The organism is Psychrobacter fozii (assembly GCF_003217155.1).
In the GTDB taxonomy this organism is placed as follows: domain Bacteria; phylum Pseudomonadota; class Gammaproteobacteria; order Pseudomonadales; family Moraxellaceae; genus Psychrobacter; species Psychrobacter fozii.
Genome location: NZ_QJSU01000015.1, coordinates 1 through 17,308, shown reverse-complemented (window position 1 = coordinate 17,308; position 17,308 = coordinate 1). Strand labels below are relative to the sequence as shown.

Sequence of the window (17,308 nt, the reverse complement as noted above, 5' to 3'; positions counted from 1 at the left end):
GATGGATAGTGGCGATCGCGGTTAACGCCAGTCTCGTTGCTTGGATAGCACTTAATAATGTTTAGTAAAAATAAGCTAATTGATAATAAAGTTTAATTGAGTTCCGATATGATATTACCCATACCTCAACAGCTTCCTATAGGTAAAATAATTGGCCGTCCTTACAAAGGTAAGATTACTGACTTCAACGAGCAAGAATACAGTGTATATAGGCTAAGTGGGCTTATACATGAAATTAACCCAGATTATTTATTATTCCACCCGTCAATAAACTCTATCCAAAATGTATCCTTGTTGGCATCTTATGGATCATTATGGCTGTTTGGCCAAATGCTTTTTATTTTTACTACTATAGCATTACATCCATCACCTAACTATATAATCGAATGGATAGATATAATACTTTTTTTTAGTATTATTTCAATTTTTGGGTTTGCACCTATTCTAACTTTAAAACAGCTTAGAACTAAAAAGTCTCGCTACTACAAAATTCTGCTACTAAAAAGTACTCAAGAAATTGCCTATTATGAACATAATAAAAAGCAAGAACCTATCTTTCATTTGATTGATTATCAAAATATCATTGCCTCTGTCAGAGGTAATGAAGGTACTAAATTTGAGTCTCTCAACTTGCATATTGTTGATAAAACAACAGACGAATTGATTCATTCGATTAAATTTGATGATCATAGACTCAACCCCTACGACCAATGGGCGTTTATCCGTACCTATATGGAACGTCCAGCCGATGAACTATCTTTAGATATCGAATATGCTCAAGAATGCCCAACAGACATGAGTACCTCATTACTTGCCTGTGCTGACATTGTGCAGGTATCAAAGGACGTCTATTACTCTAATGCCAATCATGACATAAACCTAATGGGTTGGTCACGAGCCTGTATCGTCAGTTACTTAGATCTAGCCGAAGGTAACATCTATCAATCCAGTGCCAACCCTGCATTACATCCTGAAGTACAGCGTCGGCTTAAGTGGGATAGAAAAAACAACCCATATAATGTATTGCCTGTCACCGCAGAGCGCCAAGCCGCTTTTGATAATAAAAATTCAAAGGTCAAACTAAAGTGGTACTCAGGCATAGCAGTGAATGCGACATGGTTTATCGGTTCGATACTATATGTGATGCTGGTGATTGCTTAGATGAAAACAACAATGAAAAAGTCATCCAAACGCATGACGATGCTTTAAAAAGGATGACGGAGTAAAACGATGATCGACATGATAGGGCGCGGAAAAAACGGAACCTACGACACCTTAGGTAAAGCCTATAAAGTAGATAACTTACAACATGAGCTTCATCCATATCAGAAGCTTGATTATCCGCTACGGCCTCAGCGTACTGTTGTACAGTTTAATAGCACCTATATGGAGCTGGTAGACATGTGGGACTTTATCCGTGGCGAGATTGTTTGGAGTCAATTATTTCTTTCTTTAGTAGCAATTGTTGGTTTAGGTGTTGTTAGTTATATTATGCTCTCTGAGTTTAATAAAAGCGGACTTGGCTTCTCCACCTTATTTTATATTGTAGCAGATCTTATATGGTTTGGATTTATTTACGTCTTATTAAGACGTCTTAGCAGAGAGCTATTTACCTACACCTATTTCCCCATTCGTTTTAATCGTAAAGAGGGCAAAGTCTATGTTATGGGTGCCAATAAAAAAGTAGAAACTTATGACTGGGGTAGTCTAAAGATACAAATGCAGACCGATGCCAATGCACCATGGGATATCCGCTGCTGCGACGTAGACGATAAGGGTATTATCCAACGCACTTTTAGTCTGCCTTTTCGATACGATAGAGTATATAAGGTCTTATATGGCCATTTTGAGTTTGTTAATCGCTATATGTCTGCCAAAGATGATAGCGAGCTCGCTGAGGTAGCCAGTAGTATCCGTCATATCTTTCCCGTCCATCAGCGTAAAGAAACCTTTAAAGAAAGTGTACAGCGTTCTTTATTTGAATATCATCAAGATTTCTATGATATGGAATATCCAGAAGACACTTTAAAGTTAGACTGGACGTTTATGATTAATATTCCTTTTTGGTTTTTAAAGCTATTGGGACGTCGTTTAGCCGTATTAACGTCTACCACGCCGCATTTCCCTTTTGAAATAGAAGTCCAGTGTGATGTAGATCCCAACGATAAATTTGATTTAAATAAAAACCCACCGATACCAGCGCTCATAAAGCCTGCCACCTTATTGGAAAAAGTATTCTATATCGTGATGATGGTAGTTGCAACGCTTGCCTCATTATCGATACTCGCCATTATTATTGATATCATCGGTGCCGCGCGACCACATGGTGATTATCCAAGCTTCTTTAAAATACTGTGGAACTGGCTGTTGTTTCGGTGGATTTAGATGGTCGTTTTCGCTGGCACACTTGAAGCCTAGACCTGTAACGATGTGGGTAATAACATACATTCAGAATGGCTTGAAAAAGCAGCCAATGGCGAAGTAATAGAAATTTAGGACAATGAATAATGAGTGGATATGTTGTAGACATGGAAGGGCGGTTTCGACTGACTAAAAAACCGCCATTTTTGACCCCTGGCTATCAGGCAGTTGGGCAAAAGCTTGATGATGTAAAAGGCATCCATAAAAGAGTGCCGCTGGAAAAAGATAAAACCTATGAGGTGCCGTTGCACCCTCAACAAACGGTTGTACAGTTTAATTCAACTTATCTAGAAACCACTGGTCGCAATGAAAGAAGACGTGGTGATGCGGTAGGATGGGGGTTGATTATAGGGTTTGTTGGACTTTCTATGACTAGTCTTTATGGTTTTCTTCTAGCTGATTTAATTAATAATTTTGATGTTTTTATACTATCTATAGTAGTGTTTTTCGTTGTCATAATACCAATATTCTTTGGTTTATTAATAAATGTGCTCTCAACTGAGTTGTTTACCACATGGCATTATCCTATCCGCTTTAACCGTAAAACCCGTAAGGTCTATGTCCGTCAATATAACCGTAAAGTAGAGGTATATAACTGGGACGAATTGACCTTTTTTATTGCCTATATTAGTGAAGACAGAGACATCAGAGCGGTCACCTTGGATAAAGATGGCGAAACTGTGACAGGCATGTTTGCGCTCGCTTTTAAAAATGATGTCTTTGATAAAAGTTTAATCAGCTATTTTGAGTTTATTCGTCGTTATATGGAAGGCGATGATCAGCAACTAAAAGAAGTCAAAGAAGCGATACGTTATATCTATCCTATTCATAAGAAACGTGAAACACCACTCATGTCATTTAAGCGCTTGATACTCAATGAAGTACATCATGATCATGAGAATATGGAGTACCCTGAACGTACATTTGAATTTCAACCAGTGACATTGGTTATCCTGCCGTTATTAGTACTGCGCTATGTAGGCCGCGTGATTTCTATGCTGACCAGCTATCGTCACCGTTTTAGCGCAGCCATTCAAGCGGAATGTCAGATTGATCCCAATGACCCTTATGATTTGAATAAGCACCTACCAGCAGGCAATCTTGAGCAGCGCCATCAGCCTATGTGGAAGACTGTGGTTTATAGTGTCGGTATTACTATTGCGACGATTGCCATGATATTTGTGGGCGCCTTTATGATAGACGTGATGGGCGCGGCGAGACCACATGGTGACTATCCAAGCATGGTCGGCAAACTCTGGTATTTGTTTAGTTTGGGGTGGTTGTCTTAATAAGTTTGACCTATGCTGTCACATCTATAGATATTAACTTGAGAGGTTTTAGCCCATTTACCGTTCAGATTGAGGATACGCCCTAACTAAGGATAAAACATGAGCACTACAAACAACGTCTGGCTGGCAGGCTTTAAGCTAACTTCTATTAATTTTTACGATATTTATCCTGCCAATAGTAAAAAATATGACTTTCCAAAGTATTGGAAAATATTTGAAAGTAGGGAAAAAACAGCTGATCCTAAGTTATTAGAAATAAAAAAAATGTACAAAGAAGATAGGTTAGAGCTATCAGGTGCAGGTCGTTATTTCTTTAAGACTGAGCATTTACCAGACAGCTTGTGGGTAGAGAGTAATGACATCAAGCTACCACCATCGTCTGAATATATCTTTAAAGTGAGAAGTGGTGGCGTTGTGTTTACCCAAGCCTGTGCTCAGCTACTACAGCAGTTTCGCTTAGGGGAAAGTACGCTCACGCCAGTACAAATCTACGACCTTGAGACTAAGAAGCTGTGTAGTGAGGAGACCTTTTATTTTCTTAATCTATGTGAAAGACGAGAATATGTTCAATACCCACAGGTGGATGAGATGTTTAAGTTGTCCCCAACTATGGAAGGTAGAGATAAATATACTACCAATGGTGTGCCTATCAAAGATCAGCAGCTGCATGTGCAGTGCGAAGCACTTGAGTGTGAGCTAGACCTATGGCATGACCCCTTATTGATGAGTTATGTATTTGTGTCCGATGCGCTGCATGATGCCTTGGTACAAGCGAATATGGACAGTCAATGGGAAATGGTGTCTTGTCAGTTGGTTTAGATAAGATTGCTCGATAAACCCGTTTAGTCAGCACGATATCTAATATCTTGGTTGACATGCTTATTTCTAGTATTACTGGCGCGTGTCTTCAATTTACTCGAATAGGCTGTTTATTTTGACGTTCATTAAAATATGATGAAAAAAATTGAGGCTTCGCGGACGAAACCTCAATTGGTATAAGTATTTTATCTGTCCTGCAGCTGCTCTTAACCAGTATTGCGTAAACCCGCTGCCAGTGCATTGATGCTACGGATTAAGGGGTCTTCTACATTAAGGTCGCCATGTTCCGTATGGTTAGGGGTATCCTGTTGTCTGGCACGCTTTAACAGCTCAATCTGTATATAGTTGATCGGGTCTAGATAAGCGTCACGCCATTGCAGGGATGAAGCAAGGTTTTGCTGATTGGATAATAAAGAGTCTTGTTCAAGCAGAGAGTTTAATCCTGAATTGGTCAGCGTGTGTTCATCGGTGACCGCTGTCATGATTTTTTCGCGTAACGGCTCATCATCACACAGTTGGCTATAAGCCTCGGCAATATTCATATTGGCTTTGGTAAAGGCCATCTCAATATTACTGATAAACACGCTAAAAAACGGCCAGTGCTTATTCATCTCTTTCATCAAGGCTTCGTCTTTTTTGACGCTATCTAGCGCACTACCGACGCCATACCAAGCAGGTAGGGTAAAGCGTGCCAATGACCAGCCAAACACCCAAGGAATCGCTCGCAAGGTAGTTTTACTTGGTAGGCCTTTTTTACGATGGGCAGGGCGTGAGCCAATATTCAATAAGGAAATCTCTTGTACAGGCGTGACCTCTGAGTAGAATTTATAAAACCCTTCGGTATGATCAGTCAGCTCGCGATAGCGTTGTTCACCTGCGTCTGCTAAGCGTGCAAACAGTGCTTCGTAATTTGGTAGCTCAGTAGGTTGCACCACAAACCTTGAAGAGCAGGCTTTGAGTGTGCCCGTGATACCCATGGTCAGCTCAAACACAGCGGTGTCAGTATTGGCATACTTAGCATATAGCACTTCGCCTTGTTCAGTCACTTTAATCTGACCATGTAGCGTGCCAGCGGGCTGTGCGGCGATGGCATTATGCGTTGATCCACCACCACGGCTCACAGATCCGCCGCGACCATGGAACAGTCGTGTTTTGATGCCATATTGCTCAGCGATATGGTTGATGGTTTGCTGTGCGCTATAAAGCTGCCATGCCGAGGTGATGATGCCGCCATCTTTCGATGAGTCTGAGTAACCCAGCATGATCTCTTGCGTGTTATCGGTGTTCTGTAGCAATCCGCGATACAGTGGATTGTCTAGCACAGCAGGTAATATTTGATCGATGTTTTTAAGATCTTCGATGGTCTCGAATAGCGGTGCGACGGGTAGGTCAGCAGACAGTTTGCCATCAGCATCAACAGTGCACAAGCCTGCAAAGCGCATTAATAGTAGGACTTCTAGTAATTGACTGGCATTATTGGTCATCGAGATGACATAACTGCCAAAGGTGTCTTGGCCAACCAATTTGCGCAATGTCGCTACAGAGTTCATCAGCGCCAACTGTTCACGTGTTTTGTCACCCAGATTGTCTGTATAAATAAGCGGTGTGCCCGGTTTTTCGAGCAAGCGTGTTAACCAGTCGCGACGCTCTAGCTCATTGAGCGTTTGATAATCGGGTAGGTTAGAGGCACTGGCAAAGATATCAGCAATGACTTCACTATGATAAAACGACTCTTGACGGATATCGAGCGCAGCCAGATGGAAGCCACAAGTTTTGACCAGTCGAATAACATCGAGCAATAAGCCTTCTGCGTGTGCGGTATCGTGTGTGTTGACACTTTGACGAATGATGCGCAAATCTTCTAATAACTCTTCTGGATTGCGGTAAGCGTCATTTTCAGCCTCGATATCTGTGCCTTTGCTTTGAATGCGGCGATTGGTGGCTTTGACTTTAGTCAGGATGATAGAGAGCAGTCGACGATAAGGCTCATTGCTGTAATCATCGAGATTATAATCAAATACCCGCTGGTCTAGTTCGTCGTAGCTTTTAATTTTGGCATAGACGTCAGATTCAATCGTCACGATCGTATCACTGTGAATGAGCTGGCGGCGTAGTTTCTTCAGCAGTACTTGATAGTGACGCAACACCGTATCGGCATGCATTAATACGGCGCGTTCTGTGGTTTCAAAAGTCACAAAAGGATTGCCATCTCTGTCGCCACCGATCCAAGAGCCAAAGCTAATAAATGCAGGTAGTGGATAGTCTGTCAGCTCTGGGTAGATATCAATGATGGCTTTTTTAATATTGCGATACACTTTAGGAATGGCATTAAACAAACTGGCATTAAAGTAGTGCAGTCCATTATTGATTTCATCATAAACCAATGGCTTACGTGTACGCACTTCATCAGATGACCATAATAAGTCAATCGTTTGTGCGGTTTGGTCTTTTGCCTGCTCGTAAGCGACACTGTTTTTATCCAGATTGTTTAGCGCATCGCTGTGTGTGAATAGGCTTTGTAACATGTTCATCGTCGTGCGGCGACGAGCTTCCGTAGGATGGGCGGTGAATACGGGTATGAACTTTAGCTGATCAATCAGCTCTTGCATTTGGGCAGGTTCGATATTGCGCTCACGGCACTCAAGTAGCGTACGACGGAACGAGCCTTCCCAGCTATGTTCTGACTGCATGCGTTGGGCGTGGCGTTGCTCACGTAGGTAGTTTTCTTCACTTAGATTGGCTAGGAAAAAATAGATAGAAAAGCTACGGATGACATTTTTTAAGGTTTGATTGTCTAAAGAGGCAATGAAGTCGATGAGCTGCTGCTTATTTTCTTCGTTAGGCTCACGGCGTTGTTGAATAAAACCTTTGCGTAGAGTTTCAATCGTATGAATTGTTTTTTCACCAGTTTGGCGAGAAATCGCATCGCCTAAAAATGATCCTAATAAGCTGATGCGCTCACGTAATACGTTATTATCTATAGTCATCATTAACCTTCTCATTAAATGGGTTGGCAATATATGAAAATCATGATTTTAATATATTGTTATTGACGGGTATTCATTGGCTGCTTTTATTATTTTGACTGTCCAAGCAATTTACCACATTAACCATAGCAAAACTAATGTGCCACTGGTATAAGTTTTTCTCGCGGAATGCATTTGGAACTTATCAAAGTTGTCAAACAACTCACATTCATTCTACGACAGTACTTCAAAATGAATTCACTGTCGTTTAATAAATTTGCTTTAAGATATGAAGTTGCGATCAAGGGTATTGCTATAGTCGGTTCAATATAATTTCGATACAAGGAAACCGAGTGCAAGTTATACATTAGTATGCTTAGCGAGGATGACGATGTAGCGGATTTATATGGACTTGACTATATTGAACTAGCTGGCTAGTAGCTAATAATCTAGGGCGTATCATTATTTAGATTGTGAGTCTTTATATCAAAAAGATGGATGACACGCCCTAGCGTAGTGCTCTCAGTCTTAACTTTTTCAATATTAACTATTTTTGATGGGTTTACCAAGATCTACGATGGCTTCCGCATCGATAGTAGTAGGAAACTTTGCTTCTTGACGCTTATCCCACCAAGCAAAGATATTTGCCAATACAGAGCCAGATACAGAATGCCAGATACAAGCTACGGCTGCTGCAATAGCAGATTCTGCATTACCAGGGAAAAACTTGGTACTTAAACCCGTGGCCAAACCTGCATTTTGCACACCAACCTCAATCGATATGGTGCGTTTTTTGGCTTTATTCATACCAAAGAATGCGCCTGAGTAGTAGCCCAATACATAGCCGATGATATTGTGTACGGCAATGGCTAAAATGACGACCAATCCTGATTGTAAAAACTGACTGCCAAATACGGCTGCAACGCCGCCGACGATCGCGGCAAAAGCCAACACCGCAACGCCTGGCATCACCGCCCGCACATCATTAAACCAGTGCTTGTTGTGAAATAAAATGTTTAACATAGAACCAATAGCGACTGGTAACAACGTCACTAGAAGCATAAAGCGGAACATGCCCCAGCCATCCATTTCTACAGATTGACCCACCAAATAATTCAACCAAAGTGGTGTTACTAAAGGCGCAATGATGGTTGAGACAGTGGTCATACCTACTGAAAATGCCACATCACCTTTAGCCAGATAGCTCATGATGTTCGAAGACACGCCACCTGGACAAGTGCCGACTAAGACCAAACCGAGTGTCAAGCCGGGTGAGAGATCAAAAAGGCGAGCCACGCCAATTGCCAATATTGGCATCACGGTATATTGAATGATAGAACCAATAAAAATATCTAGTGGGCGCTTGGCCAATACTTTGTAATCTTCTTTGCCTAATGTCATGCCCATAGCAAGCATGATGACACCCAGTACGATGACTTGGGTATCGCCTGTCACCCAAGAAAAAGTCGCAGGCTCTATAAATGTCACTGCCGCTGCCAAAATAATAACCAATGCTGTAAATCGACTCAATTGCTGACTTATCATCCCTAAAAACTGCATCTCTCACTCCTTCTAAGTCGAAAAATACTAAAGTATAAGTTTAAAACCGTTGTATTTCCAATAGGTTTGGGGTGTTTTTAGCCAACAATAAGTTGCTATTATAACAACTTTAAATATTTTCCATTTTTGATACAGAGGGGATTATTTGGTAAAAATTACGGATAGCTGACCATATCGTTACCTTTCTTTAAATTCCACAATTTTAGATGCCGTTATAATTCCTTATGATTTAGTGTATGTAATCTACATAACACTTTACTTATGAAGCATATGTATAAAATGCTATGCAGATTAACGTCATTCTTTGCAATAGTGTTATATAGTTAGTATACTAACAATTAATATGCTAACTAAATAATATCTAATATGCCTAATCAACCTTATCAGTTTCACTTTTTTTTGCATTGTGGTCATCTCATCGAAGAGCGTCTGCGTACCAAACTGACACCTTTGGAGGTTATGCCGCGTCAAGCACGTGTGTTAGATGCGCTCGGAAGAATGGGGCAAGCATCACAAGTGCAGTTGGCTGACGAGTTTGGATTGTCTGCTGCAAGCATGAGTACTATGACAGCACGCTTGTTGACAGCAGGTTTAATCGAAAGACGGGTCGATGAGCATGAGCTGCGCAGTAACGTCCTCAAGCTCTCCAAGCACGGGAAAGGTCTATTAACGCAGATTTATGAGGTATGGCGCGAATTAGATCAAGAAATATATGAGGCGATAGGGTCTGAAAATGCGATGCAACTTGCAAGGATTACTCATGAACTACGCAATACATTTGGTGGTTTTACACCAGGTGAGAATAGCTCGAATTCAGAAGAACAAGCGCATAGTTAGTTAAGTTCAACACGCCCTAGTATTTTTATAAGAGATTTTTCACCCATTCAGTCTAACCAGCTATCAGGAAATTTACGATGTCGACCTTTATTCAGTCACTTGTTCGATCAAAAAGTATTATCAAACACCTATCTTTACTGACGTTATTAACCATGTCTTCTTACGCCTTTGCGCTCGATGTAAATTTTGTGGACAGCAAATGGGATGGAGCAACGATACCCAAGGGACAACAGTGCCAAAAATTTGATGGGGTCAATCCAGGTACGCCCAAGCTGAGCGTATCTGATATTCCAGCAGGGTCAGACAGTGTAGTGTTGGTATACAGTGACCGCGACTCAAAAAAGATGAATAATGGCGGACATGGCATTATGAATTACACCCTACCAAAAGGCGCAACTGCGGTTCAGTTGCCGACTGTGGCTGGACACAGTTACGAGATGCCAAAAGGGTTTGAAATAATTGCAGAACATCGCGGCGCTGGCTGGGACAAAGAAGGGGCATATATGCCGCCTTGTTCTGGTGGTAGTGGCCATGAATATTATGTCACGGTTCAAACCTATAAAGGCAATACCGTCACTGCCGAAACCGTATTAGAGCTGGGTAAGTTTTAATCGGTAACGTGGTATTCGTTATAAAAACATGACCATTTTCACCTGCGAATCGACTAAAAAATAGTTTCTGTCAGTGTTGTAAGCGCCAATGTCATCAGTGCTATGGTCGAATGTTCAACATGACATAATATTTACTGTTCACAATAGAGGGTTTATGAAAACAAAGGTAATTTACAACAGCATACTGATCGGTATGGCATTAACACTATCAGCTTGTAGTCAACTTGCTGAAAAATATTTGATAGAAGCTGCTAACGAGACCAATCAAACGCTAGATACTTCAGCAGCTGACAGCATCGTTAATGGTGGTGTTGATATGACACGCATCAGCCAAGATGCCCTTGTAAAAGCCCTTGAGACCGTAGATTGCACATTAGAAAATGGCGCCGCTGCCAAATGTGCAAAGATAGTGGTCAAGCACCAACCTGATAATTTAAAAATTGGGCCATTTTGTCCAGAAACGCTAGATGACAAGGGTGGTGTCTGGAACTGGGATGGCGAAAAATTAGGACTCTACCGTATCGATAAACAGTTTTTGACGATGTTGGAGTCGCAGGGTTACCAATTCTATGACGCTGACGGTAAAGTAAATATCGTCGACGTGCGGACGACTCAGCCAACGGTAGATAATGCCTGCCTGTCTGCCTCGGCTGATGAGTCGGTCGAGATGACCATCTTATTGCCATTGTCACCAGTCAAAGCCGACCAAGCAGCCAGTCTAGACACTGTGGCCAAAGTTGGCTTGGCGCTTGATGGTGTGCCTATTTTTGCGGACGCGCCTTCAGTGCTACAAACGGGACACCTGCCTGCGCTCGACACCTGCGGTGGTCATATTGATCCAGGTGGCTATTACCACTGGCATGCCACATCGACCGACATCAACTCAGTGTTCGATCACGACCACGTCGATGCTAGTTGTGCCTTAGAGCAAAAGGCTGATGCCCTGTTTGCTTATGCCTTTGACGGTTATCCCATCTACGGCAGCGTGGATAGCAACGGCAAGATACCGACCGATTTGGATGCCTGCAATGGACACACGGGTGCGACTCTTGAAAATCCTGAAGGTATTTATCATTACCACGCATCGACAGAATTTCCGAATTTGCCAAGTTGCTTGAGCGGTGTAGTCGCTCAGGATAACTTTACGACCACTGCCAAACAAGGCATCGGTGCTGAAAATGGCACAGGAGCAGGAGGTCCAGGTCAGGCTGCGCCCCCAGGTTTTGATACGGCAGCTACAACACTTGGTGTTTCAGAAGCTGACTTGTTAAGCGCGATTATGAAAAATGGCGGCAGACAGCTCGACACTGCCGCTGCTGCCAAAGACCTTGGTGTGACCGAAGCGGCTTTGAAGGCTGCATTACCCAACAAAGACTGATCTCGTCAACCCTTTGACTTACTAAGCTTTTGCATGCGGGTCTCGTTTTATAAACCCTACAAGCTACAACAATAATTTGTGTGGCTTGTAGGTTGGTTGGAACTCTAGTCATCTCCATTTTTTATCAGACTCATTAAAACTTTCTAATTGTTAACAATTAATTTATATATGGAATTAATCAATTATTCATATAAAGAGGACACCATTCATGCAACTTTCTACCGCCAAATTTGGCTTAAATTGCTTAGCCTTAGCACTCATATCGAGCGGGCTATTTGCTTGTAGTAATGACGTGTCGAGCACCAATTCAAACGCTACTACCAGTGTGTCTAGCGAAAATTCAGATAAGGTTACGGTACCGGTACAGCCATCTAATTTTTTGAGTGATGGTTTGGTTGAGCCTATCAGTAAGGTATCTTGCTCGTTATCAGATGGCACGACAGGTGAATGCTACAAAATCGTGACCGAAAACAAGCCAAGCGATGTTGGTATGGGGCCATGGTGTCCGACTAATATTGCCGATGACGCCTCAAAAGGTGGTATCTGGCTAGATGATGGTGAGGTCCATGATGTCGACGGTGAGTTCGTTAAGAACTTAGCAGATTTTTATGGTGACAGTAATTGGAATATGTACAATAAGACCACTGGCGAGATTATAAAAACCTCAACACTTGAGGAATGTGTGGCCGCAGCCGACCCCAATGTCGGTGACGAATATCGTAATTACTGCGTTGAATGTTTGCCAGAATATGTAGAAGATTTAACCGATACTTTTTATATTCCGGTGACACCAAAAGCCTCAGCCAGTATTACTAAATTTGGTGGTCCAGGCCCTCAATCTAGAGGACCATCGGTACGCGGTATTGCCTTTAATGGCGTGCGTTTTGATGCGCCAGCGCCTGTCAATAATATTTTAGGGGCTTATACGCTTGCACCATTTGACGATGCTGGTGGTCATATTAACTCGCATGAAGGTTATCATTATCATGCTGCTACTGGTTTGACGACCAAAATTGCACAAGATGACGGTCATGCACCAATGATTGGTTACGCGCTTGATGGTTATGGTATTTATGCCAATACCGATGCGGATGGTAACGAATATACTGATCTTGATGAAGCTCGCGGGCACTATGATGAGGTGAGAGGGTATCACTATCATGTTGACAAAGCAGGCAACAATAACTTCATCGACGGACTGCGTGGTGTGTATGCTGAAGATTAATTTGTCATCAACAACAGTTGCGTGCTTAGCTGCATTTGGGCTGAGTATCGTGAGCGTCAATGCGACTGCCCACAATCCCAATACCTCGACTTTTATACTGTCGAAAGCGGCTGATGGCAAATATTTAGTGCGCCTAGATGGTGCATTGACTGGAGTAGAGGCGCAAATTAACGAAACGTACTCGCCCGATGCGTACAAAACGGCGGAGGAGTTTCAGCAGTTAGCCAATGAGCATTTTATTAAATCATTGACTTTATCTATCAATGACCAGCCCCTTAAGGTCGTTAATCCAAGTGTGCAGCTAGGTCATGCTACTCAGTTTTCTGCCGAAGCGCAGGGTACTGGCGATACGGTTGAATCTATTGATTTGACCAATACATTTTTTAAAGATTTGCATGGTAATCGGATGACGGTTGTATTGTTGTCTGATCAATTTCCGAAAAAGCAATATACGCTTAGTGACAGCAATCAGCATCAGCTGAGTTTACAGTTGGTTGACGGTCAGTGGCAACAAAATAATAGCGATACACTGCCTATGACGAATGATGCTCAATCGCATACTCATGATGGAAGCAGTCAAGAAGGACACCCTCGTGATGAAGGCAGCCATGATGAAGATGGCCACCATGAGGACAGCCATGATGCAGATTCCCATGACGCATATAATCATTCGCATGAATCTGCTGATACAGAATTAGATGGTGGCGTAAAGCTAGCAAGCACACCATCATTGGCGACAGCAGACAAAACCTTGTTTGGTTCTATCTATGTATTGGGTATTGGTGCTGTGATAGCATTGTTGATAGGTGCAAGGTGGTTCTTTAAAAAGAAACAGTAAGAGTATGAATCGTTATATAGTCAGCGAACCACTAAACCGCTACGGTGTTACTCTCCCTAAAGGTACTATATGTACAATCTGCGGTCGGCTGCCTTGTAGCTGTTTTAGACTTCTTTGACTATAGCTGATAGGCTCTGTTGACTGATTACAGGTCTATCATTTGTCTTTGAGTAATGATATCACCCATCGCTGCAATGCATCCTCATGATAACGTGGGTGCCAAGCGGCAATCACATCGAACGTATCCGGTGTGTGTTCAAGTTTAATCTCAATTAAATTTAATCCCTTGATAGCACGAGAAGGCAAAAAAGCAATGGAATCCGTTGTTTCAAGATACAGTGGTACGACCGAAAAACAGGGCGCAGACACCACCACGTTTCTTTTTAAACCAAACGATTTAAACCAATCATCAACAGAGCCTTTAAAGTTCGGGCGTGATGGTGAGGCAATGATACTAGGATATTGTGCCACGTCGGCCAAGGTAGGTGTGCCTTTCAAAATAGTGGCGTTTGGTGATGCGACACAAACATGCTGCTCTTCAAATAGGGTTAAAATAGGATAACTGTCTGGAATGTAATCAGGAAAGGCAATCGCCAGATTAACGTGACCACTCTCCATCAATTCATTGAGTTTATCAATTTCAAAGTCCCTCACTATCACCTTTAAGTTAGGGGCTTGTGTCCTTATTAGGGATATCAATTTTGGTAGGACTATTTGCTGTGCGTAATCAGTGGCCGCAACAACAAAGGTGCCGTCCACGGTGCTGGGGTCAAACGTGGTTGGTGACACTAGGGTATTAAAATCATTCAGCAGCTTATCAACACTCACGGATAGAGTTTGTGCAAAGGGGGTGGCAATAAACCCATTGGTTTTGCGAAGAAACAATCGATCGTCAAAAACGTCGCGTAGCTTTTTTAACTGCTCACTGACCGCTTGTTGCGTAAGTCCTAGCTGTGCTGCGGCTTTAGAAGCACTTTGCTCACGTATGAGCGCTTGAAACACACGCAGTTGTTTGATGTCTAATCTGTCTAATTTACTCAATGTACCTCTCCATTGTCAGGACGTTCGCCTCATAGTATTTAACCAGTCGTCAACTGCTTGTTGATCTGCTGCTAACAATCAACACTATAAACCAATAATACTTGTATCACTAACAGGAATCATTTGTTTTTAATTGTTGGTTGAGTGGCTTATTATCAACGCATCAAAACAAACCTCGGAGAAAAAAATGAAAACGGTTATTTTAATTGGTGCATTGGGCAAAATGGGTCAAGCAGCGTTAAGTGGTCTTGGCAATCATAAGGTGATTACTGCCGGTCGTTCTGGCGACGTGGATCACATTGTAGATATTACTAATGAGCAATCTATTAGAGCGCTTTATGAAACGGTTGGTCATTTTGATGCGGTAGTGAATACTGTTGGGCTTTGTGAGTATGCAAGCTTTGCAGAGATGACAGAAGCCCAGTGGATGACCACTGTGATGAGTAAGATGATGGGGCAAATTAATTTAGTGCGTATTGGTCAAGAGTATATTGCCGATGCAGGCTCATTCACTTTGATTAGTGGTATTTTGAATAAAAAGCCGATTCCTTACGCCATTGCAGATGCTACAACGAGCGGTGCTATTGATACTTTTGTGCAATGTGTTTCGCTAGAGATGCCAAGAAATACCCGTATTAATGTGGTGAATCCAACAGTATTGGTCGAAGCATGGGATGTGTATGGTGAGATGATGCCAGGTTTTGAGCCAGTACCAAGTGCATTGGTAGGTAAAGCGTTCGAGCGTTCAGTAGATGGTTTTATTACTGGTGAAGTGATTGTTGTTGACGCTTAATTGCCGTTAACCAAACATGCCCTAAATAAGGTCTCATACTGGGATTTTATCAGGTAGTTTTTTTACCCAAAAGCCAGCTTACGATAAGCTGGCTTTTTTGCTTTCTGCTACCGCTTTTGTTGAGATTGGGGACACGCCCTAGCCATGCTAAGCAAAATTATTCAATGTACAGATACTTAAAATATCTCGCTTAAAGTTATATTTATTAGGTTTTATGTAATATAATATTAGAAAATATTTAAATTGAATAATATTTACCATATTCAATGCAGACATCTGAATAGGATAGGAAAATGAAATTTGTCTCACCAAAAACAGGCCTGACTATTGCTACGATAGCAGCGATAACTTATACGCTGAGCGCTTGTAGCCACGACAACACGGTTGCCATAGCCAATAACTCTGAACTGCCATCAACGAGTAACTATAAGGGAACAGCCTCTGTCTCACAGGGCAAGGCGAGTATCGATGTACCGTCACTGTACGACTGTAAAAATGGTAGAAACGCGCCGATTGGTCATATAAAAAGTACCGATGGTAAGATTTGGACTGTGCCAGCAGAGGTCAACTTTACGGATAGCAAATTTCCATTTGCTGGAGACCTAAACAATCCTTGTACTGGCGTGAGTTATGCGTCAGCACAAGCGGCACGTGATGCATTAGATCCTTCTGACATCATCGAGATTGATGCGGATGGTGAAGTAGTGACGGCATATGTCTTCGCAGACAACTATTTTGAGATGTATATTAATGGTATTGCAGTAGGCAAAGACAACGTTCCTTTCACCCAGTTCAACTCAAACATTCTGCAGTTTAAGGTAAAGCAGCCCTTTACCGTGGCGATGAAACTGGTCGACTGGGAGGAAAACAGCGGTATCGGCTCAGAGGACAATCAGGGTCATGCCTATCATCCGGGTGATGGTGGCATGGTTGCAGTATTTAAAAATGCAGATAATAAAATCATCGCCAAAACGGATGACAGCTGGAAAGCCCAAACTTTCTATAGTGCGCCAATTCGCGACCTCAGTTGTGCGACAGAGCAGGGCGCATTACGTATAACCTCAGAGTGCTCAACGGAAGGACTTGAGGAAGGGTCACAGGACTACGCCCTACATTGGGAAGTGCCTGCAAACTGGTACGCTAAAGACTTTGACGATAGTGCTTGGCCGAAGGCAACGCTATTTACCAATGATGAGATTGGGGTCGATAATAAGTCGGCTTACACTGACTTTTCAGACATATTCGATGACGCAGATGATGATGCGCGTTTTATCTGGTCAACCAATGTCATTTTAGACAATGAAGTGCTGGTACGTCATACAGTCAATTAATTTCAACAAACCCTAATATACATCTACACTCGGTTGCCTTGTACTACTTTTAAATTGAATCGATTATATGTAGCAGTAGTGGCAATAAAAAACCAACCTCCAAATGAGCTGAACCCCATAAGTTGGACACAACTTCTGGGGTATTTTTATGCGTTACGATCTAGACTTTAAGCTCAAAGTGATTGCATACTACAGGCAA

At 42.2% G+C, this 17,308-nt stretch carries 14 protein-coding genes; 11 read left to right on the top strand and 3 right to left on the bottom strand.

The features are described from left to right. Positions 1-108 precede the first annotated feature (108 nt). The 4 genes from DFP82_RS14220 to DFP82_RS14205 all read left to right on the top strand — a co-directional run bounded on the left by DFP82_RS14220 (position 109) and on the right by DFP82_RS14205 (position 4,529). On the top strand, positions 109-1,161 hold the full coding sequence (locus tag DFP82_RS14220; protein WP_110924378.1) for a hypothetical protein: 1,053 nt from the start codon (positions 109-111) through the stop codon (positions 1,159-1,161). Between the two features lie 69 nt (positions 1,162-1,230). Beyond that, entirely contained in the window at positions 1,231-2,385 is a 1,155-nt protein-coding gene (locus tag DFP82_RS14215; protein ID WP_110924377.1) for a DUF6708 domain-containing protein, read from the top strand. A gap of 122 nt (positions 2,386-2,507) precedes the next feature. Next, entirely contained in the window at positions 2,508-3,710 is a 1,203-nt protein-coding gene (locus DFP82_RS14210; protein ID WP_110924376.1) for a DUF6708 domain-containing protein, read from the top strand. Positions 3,711-3,809: 99 nt separating this feature from the next. Beyond that, complete coding sequence (locus tag DFP82_RS14205) at positions 3,810-4,529, top strand: hypothetical protein (RefSeq protein WP_110924375.1); 720 nt, start codon at positions 3,810-3,812, stop codon at positions 4,527-4,529. Positions 4,530-4,735: 206 nt separating this feature from the next. Here DFP82_RS14205 and ppc read toward each other — a convergent pair whose 3' ends face one another. Beyond that, positions 4,736-7,516 carry a phosphoenolpyruvate carboxylase gene (gene ppc, locus DFP82_RS14200; protein ID WP_110924391.1) on the bottom strand — a complete coding sequence of 927 codons (2,781 nt, stop codon included), beginning with the start codon at positions 7,514-7,516 and terminating at the stop codon, positions 4,736-4,738. A 522-nt stretch (positions 7,517-8,038) separates the two neighbouring features. Continuing rightward, positions 8,039-9,055, bottom strand: coding sequence for a bile acid:sodium symporter family protein (locus DFP82_RS14195; RefSeq protein WP_110924374.1), 1,017 nt, complete (start codon positions 9,053-9,055; stop codon positions 8,039-8,041). 366 nt (positions 9,056-9,421) lie between these two features. Here DFP82_RS14195 and DFP82_RS14190 point away from each other — a divergent pair, with 366 nt between their 5' ends. The 5 genes from DFP82_RS14190 to DFP82_RS14170 all read left to right on the top strand — a co-directional run bounded on the left by DFP82_RS14190 (position 9,422) and on the right by DFP82_RS14170 (position 13,944). Then, the gene (locus DFP82_RS14190) at positions 9,422-9,892 is read left to right on the top strand and encodes a MarR family winged helix-turn-helix transcriptional regulator (protein WP_110924373.1); all 471 of its coding nucleotides are present in this window, start codon (positions 9,422-9,424) and stop codon (positions 9,890-9,892) included. Positions 9,893-9,969: 77 nt separating this feature from the next. Next, positions 9,970-10,503 carry a hypothetical protein gene (locus DFP82_RS14185; RefSeq protein WP_220034756.1) on the top strand — a complete coding sequence of 178 codons (534 nt, stop codon included), beginning with the start codon at positions 9,970-9,972 and terminating at the stop codon, positions 10,501-10,503. 154 nt (positions 10,504-10,657) lie between these two features. Continuing rightward, a complete protein-coding gene (locus tag DFP82_RS14180; RefSeq protein WP_110924372.1) occupies positions 10,658-11,881 on the top strand; it encodes a YHYH protein in 1,224 nt (407 codons plus the stop codon). Between the two features lie 208 nt (positions 11,882-12,089). Continuing rightward, positions 12,090-13,106: a YHYH protein gene (locus tag DFP82_RS14175; RefSeq protein ID WP_110924371.1), complete on the top strand. Its 1,017-nt coding sequence runs from the start codon at positions 12,090-12,092 to the stop codon at positions 13,104-13,106. Next, positions 13,093-13,944, top strand: a complete 852-nt coding sequence (locus DFP82_RS14170) for a hypothetical protein (RefSeq protein WP_110924370.1) — start codon at positions 13,093-13,095, stop codon at positions 13,942-13,944. Before DFP82_RS14175 ends, DFP82_RS14170 begins: the two co-directional genes overlap by 14 nt. A 156-nt stretch (positions 13,945-14,100) precedes the next feature. Here DFP82_RS14170 and DFP82_RS14165 read toward each other — a convergent pair whose 3' ends face one another. Then, on the bottom strand, positions 14,101-14,985 hold the full coding sequence (locus DFP82_RS14165) for a LysR family transcriptional regulator (protein WP_110924369.1): 885 nt from the start codon (positions 14,983-14,985) through the stop codon (positions 14,101-14,103). Positions 14,986-15,172: 187 nt separating this feature from the next. Here DFP82_RS14165 and DFP82_RS14160 point away from each other — a divergent pair, with 187 nt between their 5' ends. Then, entirely contained in the window at positions 15,173-15,778 is a 606-nt protein-coding gene (locus DFP82_RS14160; protein ID WP_110924368.1) for a short chain dehydrogenase, read from the top strand. Between the two features lie 293 nt (positions 15,779-16,071). Continuing rightward, the gene (locus DFP82_RS14155) at positions 16,072-17,109 is read left to right on the top strand and encodes a hypothetical protein (protein WP_220034755.1); all 1,038 of its coding nucleotides are present in this window, start codon (positions 16,072-16,074) and stop codon (positions 17,107-17,109) included. The last annotated feature ends 199 nt before the right edge of the window (positions 17,110-17,308 follow it).

Coding starts and splice junctions, on each gene's coding strand:
- DFP82_RS14190 (WP_110924373.1), top strand. CDS start 9,422: ATGCCTAATCAACCTTATCAGTTTCACTTTTTTTTGCATTGTGGTCAT.
- DFP82_RS14155 (WP_220034755.1), top strand. CDS start 16,072: ATGAAATTTGTCTCACCAAAAACAGGCCTGACTATTGCTACGATAGCA.
- DFP82_RS14205 (WP_110924375.1), top strand. CDS start 3,810: ATGAGCACTACAAACAACGTCTGGCTGGCAGGCTTTAAGCTAACTTCT.
- DFP82_RS14185 (WP_220034756.1), top strand. CDS start 9,970: ATGTCGACCTTTATTCAGTCACTTGTTCGATCAAAAAGTATTATCAAA.
- DFP82_RS14180 (WP_110924372.1), top strand. CDS start 10,658: ATGAAAACAAAGGTAATTTACAACAGCATACTGATCGGTATGGCATTA.
- DFP82_RS14170 (WP_110924370.1), top strand. CDS start 13,093: ATGCTGAAGATTAATTTGTCATCAACAACAGTTGCGTGCTTAGCTGCA.
- DFP82_RS14195 (WP_110924374.1), bottom strand. CDS start 9,055: ATGCAGTTTTTAGGGATGATAAGTCAGCAATTGAGTCGATTTACAGCA.
- DFP82_RS14175 (WP_110924371.1), top strand. CDS start 12,090: ATGCAACTTTCTACCGCCAAATTTGGCTTAAATTGCTTAGCCTTAGCA.
- DFP82_RS14220 (WP_110924378.1), top strand. CDS start 109: ATGATATTACCCATACCTCAACAGCTTCCTATAGGTAAAATAATTGGC.
- DFP82_RS14210 (WP_110924376.1), top strand. CDS start 2,508: ATGAGTGGATATGTTGTAGACATGGAAGGGCGGTTTCGACTGACTAAA.
- DFP82_RS14215 (WP_110924377.1), top strand. CDS start 1,231: ATGATCGACATGATAGGGCGCGGAAAAAACGGAACCTACGACACCTTA.
- ppc (WP_110924391.1), bottom strand. CDS start 7,516: ATGACTATAGATAATAACGTATTACGTGAGCGCATCAGCTTATTAGGA.
- DFP82_RS14160 (WP_110924368.1), top strand. CDS start 15,173: ATGAAAACGGTTATTTTAATTGGTGCATTGGGCAAAATGGGTCAAGCA.